The organism is Okeania sp. (genome assembly GCF_983059655.1).
On the sequence record NZ_CEZPJD010000238.1, the window covers coordinates 1 to 10,281 of the forward strand.

The following is a 10,281-nucleotide window of genomic DNA, read 5'->3' on the forward strand; positions in this document are numbered from 1 at the left end:
AGGCAACAGGCAACAGGCAACAGGCAACAGGCAACAGGCAACAGGCAACAGGGAAGAAGAAAAAAACGTATTATATGAAGCTATATTCTACACTTTTAAGGAACACCTCAATTCTCACAACTGACTCCTGACTTCTACCTTTACCAAAAGACTTTATTCAGCAAACTCTAATTATAGCGCTGTGCGCAGGCAACAGCTCATCTGGCAACAGCGGTCAGACCCCGCGTCGCCGCCAGCTCGCTTGCGGAATGCTGACCAAGAGAGGCAATAGGGGGAATAAATTGCCCACAATATAAGACTTTTAGCTATTTGGCCCCTCCTATCATTTGTAAATATACCAGCGCTCATTGCTATATTCGGTAAAAATAAAAAATACAATCAATTATTATCCATCAATTATCAATTATTTCCCCCTACTGCCTACTACCTACTCCCTACTCCCTATTTTAAATAAAACCATTTTCACTCAAAAATTCTGGTGTAATATCTTGGAAACTATTAACATGAGAATTTCCTACTAAAACTGAATGGTTATTAGAATTCTGACGTAGAAACTTAGCCACATATTTACCAAGAATATCTACCTCAATATTCACTAAACTACTTGCTTTTAAATGACACAAATTTGTTTCATTAAAACTGTGGGGAATAACTGCTACCTCAAACCAATTGCCATCCACATCACAATCAGCCACAGTTAAACTAATACCATTAACTGCAATACTTCCTTTAGACACAATATAGGGAGCTATCTGACGTTGCCACCTGTCATCCTTTGTTTGTGAAGCTGTAAATCTCATTTCCCAGGCATTAATAGTTTCCACAGAGGTTTCCAAGCGTCCAACCCCATCAATATGACCAGTAACAAAATGGCCTCCTAACTTACTACCTGCTCGCAGTGAAGTCTCAAGATTCACATACCTATCCGATATTTGGCCTAATGTACTACGTTGTAAGGTCTCAGGTGATACGATCGCCACAAATCCTTGAGCTAAAATGTCTATTACTGTTAGACAAACACCATCTACAGCTACACTATCGCCAATGGCCAAATCTTCCAAGATGATTTTACTGTCGCTAGATGATGCCAAAGAAACTAAAACTTGGCTTTCTTCTAAAAGCTTAATTTTTCCTAAAGCTTGAATCAATCCTGTAAACACTATTTTTCCTCTGATAATTAATTAAATATTAGTTAAATTTTATGAACACAAACTCTATTAATATTCTATAAGTAGCAATGCTAGTCTTGTAATTACAAGGTTGATACATCATGGTGAACCATGAGTCAAGGTAGACACCATATTCTCAAAGATCGAAGATAATAAATGAATGTAAAGATGACTCATATAGGTAAATATCAAGTCATACTAAAAATTACTCGATCCTTATCTATATTTATACTTACTTACATTCCATACAGCTTGATAAAAATTACTATAAAATGAGGCCGAGCCAATGATTGAAATGAAAGTTGCAGGAATAGCATTGGATGCATCAACACGAAATCCAATTGTGTTGTTAAGAGATGGTACGGAGAGACGTGCTTTACCTATCTATATAGGTCAAGACCAGGCTAAAGCAATTATTAGCGCCCTAGAAAACCATCAGCCACCACGTCCATTGACTCACGACCTCACGGTCAGTATTTTAGAATCACTAAGTGGGGTCCTGGAAAAGGTGGTAATTCATTCATTGCAAGATAACACCTTCTATGCAGCGCTGATTATGAAGCAAGGAGAAACTAAAAAAGAAATTGATGCTAGGCCCAGTGATGCGATCGCTATTGCTCTCCGTACAAATAGTCCCATCTGGGTAATGGAAGAAGTTGTAGCAGATGCCTCTATTCCAGTAGACCGAGATGCAGATGAGGCAGAAAGGCAAGCTTTTAGGGACTTTATATCAAAACTTCGCCCTGAAGATTTAATCAAACGTGGTGGTTCTAGTACTGGCGGGTTATCATAATACCATTTTAATAGAATTGAAAATGCAAAAACTTTTGAAAGTTTATTTGAACCGAAAAATTTGGGTCTGAAGTCTCCTCTTTTAAGAGGATAAAAAAAGAAGATTTCATATTTTCAATTCACAATGCTTTCCTAGGCCATGCTGCGTCAACAGCTAGAGGTGCTGATAATTGATAACTGATAACTGAAATAACCTTGGCCAACTAATAAATATAAGTTAGGACTCAGGTATTGAATATGCCAGATTCTATTATATTGTTTGATTCACTTAAAACTTATAGGCATTATAGGCGAACTGCTATATTTTAGAATAGCTAGGGAGAAGCGACCACTAAATAGCAAAACTAAAAACTTAAAGTATATAGGTGCACTACCGTAGGTTTGGCAAAACGAACTTAAACCTCTCAGTTTTTTCTTTGGGAACTATGCGATACTTGGTATCTCAGGAAAATGCTGTAGAAACAATCAAGAAAGCTGTAAATATGGGAATTAACCACATAGAAACAGCTAGAGGTTATGGTAAAAGTGAAAAATATCTGGGTGCGGCGTTGGTCTGTGAGCTGCAGCGTACCCAACTTTATATCACAACAAAAATTACACCCACAAGAGATGTCGGTTTGATAGAGCGCTATATCAATGAATCTCTAGAAAACCTCAATACAGACTATTTAGACTTTTTGGCTATTCATGGCATTAATACTTGGGAACATTTAGAAATTACCCTTAATGGAATTCAAGCACTACATAAAATGATCGATGATGGGCGAGTTAGACACGTTGGTTTTTCTACCCATGGCCCTTTAGATGTAATTTTAGCGACTATTAATACCGACTTTTTTCAATTTATTAACTTACATTACTACTACTTTTTCCAACGCAATGCCCCTGCAATAGAGTTAGCCAAACAAAAAGATATGGGCATTTTTATTATTTCTCCAGCAGATAAAGGTGGGCAATTATATACACCATCTCCTACTCTTCAGAAATTGTGTCAACCGTCTTCTCCATTGGAATTAAATTATCGATTTCTATTAAGTGACCCGAGAATAACAACTCTCAGTGTGGGTGCTGCTAGGCCACAAGAATTAGAATGGCCTTTGAGCATGAGCGATCGCACACAACCCCTCACTCCTCAAGAAGCTGAGATATTTCAGCGTTTGGAAACTCAGGCTTTAACAAGGTTAGGCACAGAAAAATGTAGTCAATGTTATGATTGTTTGCCATGTCCAGAAAATATTCATATTCCAGAAGTCTTGAGATTAAGAAATTTGAGTGTAGCCTATGATATGAAAGAATTCGGTAAGTATCGATATGGAATGTTTGAAAATGCAGGTCATTGGTTTCCAGGCAGAAAAGGAAGTCGATGCACTGAATGTGGAGAGTGTTTACCCAGGTGTCCAGAAAACTTAGATATACCGAATTTGTTGAAAGATACCCATCAAAAACTAAAAGGTTCCTCTGGTCGTCGGCTGTGGGAATGAATTGAAGAACTAGGGGATAAGTCCTGAAAGTAGATTATTGTGACATACTCCCACAGTAATTTGGCGCTATAGTGTAGGCTTCTCGTTTTTTGTTGATAACAGATGCTTCAAGCTTTAAAGCTATACAACAACCATCTGAAAAATTAGTTTAATTATCCTCAGTATATCATCCTAATTGATGCTGATTGACTTACTGCAAAATTTATAAACAGTGAGATTATGAAGCAACTAGCTTGTAGATTTACTCCCTATATTCATTCATTTAGCTAATAGCTTACTGATGATTACTATGCTGTGCAAAATCGAACAGAAAAAAGCAAGAAATTTTTTGCACAATTAAGTGCATATACTCCTGTAATATATTTCTTTCTAGAAATATACTAACTCAGATTTTCAAATTAATAACTAAGATGAACAAGCAGACTTCTACAGAGAAAAAGTTTTACTACTTTGCCTATGGATCTTGTATGTGTCCTGTAGACTTAAAACGAACTTTGGGAGAAAATACTCATCCTTACGTCATCGGTCCGGCTACACTTAAAGGATATAGAATTGGATTTTATCGTTATTCAGAAAAGCGTAATTGTGGAGCATTAGATGTAGTAAAAGACCCAAATTCTAATGTAGAAGGAGTTCTTTATAATTTACCTTTGAGGTTACGCCCTCGTCTAGATGAAAGAGAAACTGTAAAATTCGATTTTATTAAACAAATTCACTGTGGTGGTTATCGACCAGAAATAGTTGATGTGTATAGTCAAGGGAAATTATATAGTGGGGTTTGTACCTATATTGTTATAAATAAGTTAGCCCAAGAATTAGCCCCTAACGATTGGTATTTTAATGTTGTACTTAGAGGAGCTATAACTTGCGGACTTTCTGAAGAATATTGTTGGAAATTGTTTGAACATATGCATAATTTACAGCATCAGAAAAGACAACAATATTTCTTGTCAGTAGCTTAGATATATAGCAGAAGGAAGAAGGAAGAAGGAAAATCTGGCGTTGTCTGAGTTTTAAGCTTTTGATACGTCCTAACCAAAAAATGAGGTCCAAAGCCTCCCCTTTTAAGGCAGGGCTAATTCATTGTCATGAGAGAAAAAAAAGTAGAGGAGTGGGGGAGTAAGGGAGTGGGGGAATAAGGTTAATTCATTGTCACGCTTAGAAAAATTGTATCCTTTAAAATGTTGAAATTTTGTACATCTTGCTAGAGTGAGTTAACCACAAACGATTACACAATTTACAGCAGATTGCAGATAGATGAGGTACAAATATAAATGGTAAAGTATTTGTAGTGCGGGCATCTTGCCCGCGACTAGTATACCTCACTAATATGAAATACCCTACATATCATGCCTGGATAATATTTATCCTCTTCCTTCTTCCCTCTTCTTTTACTGATGAAATAACATAGTTATTAAAGGGAAAAAACTTAATAATACCCAACTCCAAAACCAGTAATTATTTTGCTGTATAGAAAAATCTGGTTCTGCTAGTAAAGCATCAATTCTTTCAGTCAAACGGTTAGGCGGAGTTGTACAACTAAATGCAGCAGAAAAATTAGCTGTCTGAGTTAAACGATCGCTCACCATTAACAACAAAATTTCTGCCAATAATAATCCATCAACTTGTTTTTTTGCCCATCGATCGGCACGCATTTCTCGAAGAGTCAAAAGTTCATGCCACAACATTTCAGTATTTGGTAAAAAAGGCACAATTTTTCCTAACCAACCTAACCAAAAAAACCAAAAAGTATCTCGATAATAATAATGTGCTTGTTCGTGATTTAAAACTGCATAAAGTTGCTCGGAATTTAATCTTTCTATAAGTCCTTTACTCACTACTAACTGAGAACTCCAAAAGCCTATTTGGGCACTAAATAAAATAGGACTATCCAGTAAACGTGCTGATTTACCCTTAATCATTATCTGAGGATAATCATTCACTTCTTGTATAGACCGCCAACCTTGATAACCTAAAACCAAAGCTAAAATAGCTGTCCATCCACAAAAACCCCAGGCCAATAAATAACTAAACCATCCAGTTGATAGTCCAAGCATTTCTCCTTGAGGACCCATACCAATAACTGCAATAGCCGTTGTCATCAATATTATGGGAGAAGAAATAAATAACAGCAGCGATCGCTCCCAACGTTGGCCCCAATTACACGGAGTAAAAAAGTTAGCTTTTCTCAGACTATAAGATAGGCCAATAGCTGCCAAGATAATGATGAGGTGCATTATTCTTTCTCCTCCCTAACTTTGCGTATAGCTTTTAGCTTTTCGGCGATCGCTTCTATTTGGTCGATACTAGCAGAATCTAGACTATCGGCAAAAGAGGCCACTAAATCTGGGTTTCCTATTTCCAGAAATTTATTTAATTGTTGATGCGCTCTCAACATTTGAGCTTCTCTACGAGAAACTAAAGGTCGCCATACAAAAGCACGGCCACTTTCATCACAAACTAACCAACCCTTTTGAGTCAGGCGACGTAGCACTGTAGTTACTGAAGTATAAGCTAGTTCTCGGTCAGGGTCAGCCAGAATATATTCATGTACCTGTTTGACTGTGGCACAACCTAAATTCCAAACAATATTCAAAATCTCTGTTTCTAGAGGGCCTAAAGACATTTGTTGGGGACGGTAATCTGGTAAAGGACTCATTATTTTCTATTTTTAGATTTTGACAGCAGCATAGTTAAAATTTCTCCTTTTTTCTGGTAAATTATTTAAGTATGACAATCTGTCGTTTTACAATTAAAAATATCCATAAATTAGATTTTAACCCTGATTATATCTGGGTTTCAGATTTTTTTTTGGATATATCTATTGTATAATGACCTGTGAATACATAATAATCTTAAAAAAAACAGGAGTAAAGATGCGTTTTATCTCTTCACTTTCTAAGTCTATAGCACTGCTAGCTTCCGTAGTTATGCTAGTTATTGGTAGTCTAGTATTTTCTCACCCAGCAGAAGCAGCAAACTATCAAGTAACAATGGGTGCTGGTGGACTACAATTTAGCCCTAAGAAAGTAGCTGTTAAGCCAGGCGATACAGTTACATTTAAAAATGGTATGCTCGCACCTCATAATGTAATGTTCAATCCAGCTAAATCACCAGATTCAGAACTGTCCAAATCACTTTCTCACAAAAATTTGGCTTATAAAGCTGGAGAAAGCTTTGATGTAAATATCCCAGCAGATGCTAAGTCTGGTGATTATGAGTTCTTCTGCACTCCTCACCGTGGTGCAGGTATGGTTGGCCATTTAGTTGTAGAATAATAGTAGAACTTGGGCGTGAGAAACTACTTTAAATTTGCTTTACTGTAGTTTATTAATGTGATTACTAAGGATATCCGTTCTTGTGTAAATTACAAAAAAACGTGCAGTTGAAAGCCAAGTGGCTTTAGCCCTTGGATGAAAACAAGTTGTGGGAATTTATTCCCAAGTATCCCAAAATGTGGAATAATACCTATGAATGCGAGTAGGAACAAGGTTTGTCCCATAGACTCTTTGCTAGTAGGGGTGAAACTCCTATCGGGAAGAAATTAGTAGCATGGTTCTACCAAGACTAAGGCACAGACCAACAGGCAGCAAGGATAGGGATTTATAAGCTAACTCTTTGAGTAAAACCACTCTGAAAGCGAGACAAAAGTAAGGGCGATGTATGTGGCATTCTTGTGAGCATATTTGAGTCTGTAGGTGGTTTTTGACTACCACCACTGGAAAAACTAATCATGTCTAGTGACAGCTAGTAGGTGTGAAGAATCGCGTTTTTAAACCGATTCAAAACAACTGCTTAGAATCACCCGTACTTTAGTTGGGTTAGAAGTCAATAAATAGTTTAGATCTCATAATACTAATCAAAATTTAGAGTTGCAATCAATAACTCTTAAATATTTCTCCCTCTAAAAATTTATCTACCACAAGTGTTAATAATTTCCACAATTTATTCTTGTGATTTGAATACTTTTAGAGGGAGAATAATTATTTTTATTTCTATTATTAAAATAACAGTCGAAAAAAAGCTTAGGACAGTTCAAAAGTTTAAAACTAAAACAACTTAATAATTTTTCTTCCCTCTTTATTCTTTATTTTTGCTCTACTATAAAGAACATTAAAGTATCACTACAAATTAAAAATGTAGCATTCAAAACTATTCGAGCATGATTAATTTTATTTTTATGTTTGACAAGCTGTCGTTTGACTTAATATTAAGGCGTAATTTAGAATTAGCAACGCAGATTTAAGAATTTTTTGTATCTGTAGATTTGTTTTGAGAGAGGAGAACAAAATTGAAAAAATTACTATCAATTGTGGTATTGGCCATAACTTTTGTTATTGTTGCTGTACAACCCCCCGCTTTAGCAGCAGACTTAGGCCATGGAAAGCAGATATTTCAAGGTAATTGTAATGCTTGCCATTTAGGTGGTCGTAATACAATCATGGCACCTAAAACTCTGAAAAAGAATGCTTTAGAAAAATATCTCAAAGGTTTTACAGAAGATAGTGTAGCAGCAGTAACCTATCAAGTCACAAATGGTAAGGGAGCAATGCCAGCTTTCAAAGGTCGTCTCAAACCTAATGATATTGAAGATGTTGTAGCTTATGTTGTAGATCAAGCTGACAAATGGAAATAATTTAGATAAGAAATTAGCTTCATCTTGAGATAATTAGGACTGGACTTTTTCAGTTACTATCAACCACTGTAAACACAAAGTAGTTATTGCTTAGTCAAAAATTGCTTCTGTTTCTCAGGAAGTTATGACCGCCTTTAAAAAGTATCAAAATTCTACACAGACGTATCCGCTTTCTGTGTATGTAAGTTATGAAAGTATTAGCGAGAATAATTTTCTACTTCACAATTGAAAATTTTCTCGTCTTCATAAATTTTTCTTAAATAGTTAGTTGGGGTGAAAATTTAGAGCGAAAGAAACTGCTGAGTTTGCTCTATATGTTCACCCCAATATTAATATCTAAGCATTCTAGCTATCAGCAGTCAGCTATTCCTACGGAATGCTACGCAAACAGCAATTAGTAATGAATAATTAATTCTCTGGTTTGGTCTTGAGACTTTGGCAGTAACTTTTTATTATTTTTCAATTTCAAAGGTGGCTTTTACCTTCCCTAAAATTAATAGCTGAAGTTCGCAGTTCCGACCTAGGAGGCTAGCTAATAGCTGACAGCTAAATGCTTACATTAATATTGAAATAAATATAATAAATTTAGATAGAACTTGAATAATCAGTTGTAATAAAAACTATTGGAGGCTGATTAACATTTAATGTAAAAGCCATAGCTTAATTATCGCCAATAACTATTATCAATCTTCACAGATCTTATGAACAACTTTTATCGATTTCTACTAAGTATTGGCATAGTTTTTGCAGTAATCTTTTTTTCATTCTCCCCACCAATGAAAACTGCAACTGCTAGCTCAGAGAGCAGAATTTATAAAAAAATTTTTACCGAAGGTATAGTTAATACTCAAGATAAAAACTATGAACAAGCAGTTAAAAATTTTACCAAAGTAATAGAACTTAATTCTAACTTTGCCAGTGCTTATAGTAATAGATGTTTAGTCTATCTTCAGTGGGAAAAGTACGAGCAAGCGATCGCTGACTGTACCCAAGCTATTAAACTCAACCCAGAAAATCCAGAAGCAAATCTGAATTTAGGTTTAGCCTACTACAACATTGGTAATTACCAAAAGGCTAGTACAGAATATACCAAAGTCCTCGATCGCAATCATAATGATTTTCGTGCTTTATATAATCGAGGTTTAGCTAACTTTGAGCTGAAAAATTATCAGAAAGCTGTATTTGACTATAACCTAGCTTTAGCAAATACCAAGCAAGACAATAATTTTGATCGATCAGATATCTACAACGAGCGAGGTTTAGCATATTTAATGTCAAAAAAAATGCACAAGGCAATGGCAGATTTTACTTATGCTATTAATATTGATGCTAATAATTCCAGAGCTTATTTAAACCGAGGTTGTGTCTGTAGCAAAATGGGAAATATAGAAGGAGCAATGGAAGATTTTAGCAAAACTCTACAACTTAATCCCCATGAAGCTCAAGCTTATTTAAACCGAGGACTGTTACACCACCACCAGGGACTTTATCAAGCAGCAATTCAAGACTGGCAAGCAGCAGCAAAATGTTTCTGCGATGGAGGAGATATGGTAGCTTATCATCACACTCAAGCTCTGATTAATAAACTACAAACATGGCTCCTATCATCTAATCAAACCACCATTGCTTGATATACTACTGAAGTTTTCATGGTCTAACATAGTATAGTTATTATAGGAGCTAAGTATTGGGGGTTATTTGTCCAGGGCAAACGCATCTAAATTTTTATTCAACACAAAAACCATACTTTCTCCCGAGCATCATTAAAGAAAAAATTATCCACTTTAACCCAGACATAAATAGGGCTTGCTGATTAAATATCAAAGCATTGACAGATAAAGATTGTAGCATTTTTTTGTCTAAAAAAGTATCAGCTTTTCAGTGGCAAGAGCTACATAAAGCTAGTATTTTGGGACGATTATTCTGACTACCTCTTCTATAATTCGCATTCCTCCTGACTTCTGACTCCTGACCCTTACCGAAATATAGTGGTTTAAAGCCTCCCCTTTTAAGGGGATAATAAATAAAAATTTTCCTGTTCGTCAATCCTCTTCTTTTCAAGGAGAGGTAATTCTAAATTCTAAATTCTTAATTCTTAATTCTTGAACCCTACCAATAGACTTTATTCAGCAAGCCCTAAATATTCACAAAAAAAAAGTTGAGGAATATTCCCCAACTCCAAAAGGAGATGAACTTAGATGCA

General features: G+C 35.7%; 10 protein-coding genes. 6 read left to right on the forward strand and 4 right to left on the reverse strand.

The window, feature by feature from the left end; all coding sequences use genetic code 11:
- Window positions 1–446: 446 nt before the first annotated feature.
- Window positions 447–1,160 (reverse strand): riboflavin synthase, encoded by a 714-nt coding sequence (gene ribE, locus AC3DU7_RS14925; protein WP_488040121.1) that lies wholly within the window; start codon window positions 1,158–1,160, stop codon window positions 447–449.
- A 295-nt stretch (window positions 1,161–1,455) separates the two neighbouring features.
- On the opposite strand from ribE, the gene AC3DU7_RS14930 reads away from it, so the two are divergent.
- From AC3DU7_RS14930 to AC3DU7_RS14940, 3 genes are all read left to right on the forward strand, one after another.
- Window positions 1,456–1,962 carry a bifunctional nuclease family protein gene (locus tag AC3DU7_RS14930; protein ID WP_202222717.1) on the forward strand — a complete coding sequence of 169 codons (507 nt, stop codon included), beginning with the start codon at window positions 1,456–1,458 and terminating at the stop codon, window positions 1,960–1,962.
- A 364-nt stretch (window positions 1,963–2,326) separates the two neighbouring features.
- Entirely contained in the window at window positions 2,327–3,442 is a 1,116-nt protein-coding gene (locus tag AC3DU7_RS14935) for an aldo/keto reductase (RefSeq protein WP_488040122.1), read from the forward strand.
- A gap of 410 nt (window positions 3,443–3,852) precedes the next feature.
- Window positions 3,853–4,404 carry a gamma-glutamylcyclotransferase gene (locus AC3DU7_RS14940; RefSeq protein WP_488040123.1) on the forward strand — a complete coding sequence of 184 codons (552 nt, stop codon included), beginning with the start codon at window positions 3,853–3,855 and terminating at the stop codon, window positions 4,402–4,404.
- A 429-nt stretch (window positions 4,405–4,833) separates the two neighbouring features.
- On the opposite strand, the gene AC3DU7_RS14945 is transcribed toward AC3DU7_RS14940, so the two are convergent.
- A complete protein-coding gene (locus AC3DU7_RS14945) occupies window positions 4,834–5,679 on the reverse strand; it encodes a M56 family metallopeptidase (protein ID WP_488040124.1) in 846 nt (281 codons plus the stop codon).
- On the reverse strand, window positions 5,679–6,101 hold the full coding sequence (locus tag AC3DU7_RS14950) for a BlaI/MecI/CopY family transcriptional regulator (RefSeq protein WP_488040125.1): 423 nt from the start codon (window positions 6,099–6,101) through the stop codon (window positions 5,679–5,681). Before AC3DU7_RS14950 ends, AC3DU7_RS14945 begins: the two co-directional genes overlap by 1 nt.
- Before the next feature lie 217 nt (window positions 6,102–6,318).
- On the opposite strand from AC3DU7_RS14950, the gene petE reads away from it, so the two are divergent.
- The 3 genes from petE to AC3DU7_RS14965 all read left to right on the forward strand — a co-directional run bounded on the left by petE (window position 6,319) and on the right by AC3DU7_RS14965 (window position 9,709).
- Complete coding sequence (gene petE / locus AC3DU7_RS14955) at window positions 6,319–6,720, forward strand: plastocyanin (RefSeq protein WP_488040126.1); 402 nt, start codon at window positions 6,319–6,321, stop codon at window positions 6,718–6,720.
- A 1,013-nt stretch (window positions 6,721–7,733) separates the two neighbouring features.
- Window positions 7,734–8,078, forward strand: a complete 345-nt coding sequence (gene petJ / locus AC3DU7_RS14960; protein WP_488040127.1) for a cytochrome c6 PetJ — start codon at window positions 7,734–7,736, stop codon at window positions 8,076–8,078.
- Between the two features lie 776 nt (window positions 8,079–8,854).
- Window positions 8,855–9,709: a tetratricopeptide repeat protein gene (locus tag AC3DU7_RS14965; protein WP_488040128.1), complete on the forward strand. Its 855-nt coding sequence runs from the start codon at window positions 8,855–8,857 to the stop codon at window positions 9,707–9,709.
- A 94-nt stretch (window positions 9,710–9,803) separates the two neighbouring features.
- On the opposite strand, the gene AC3DU7_RS14970 is transcribed toward AC3DU7_RS14965, so the two are convergent.
- Entirely contained in the window at window positions 9,804–9,929 is a 126-nt protein-coding gene (locus AC3DU7_RS14970; RefSeq protein WP_488040129.1) for a hypothetical protein, read from the reverse strand.
- Window positions 9,930–10,281 lie beyond the last annotated feature (352 nt).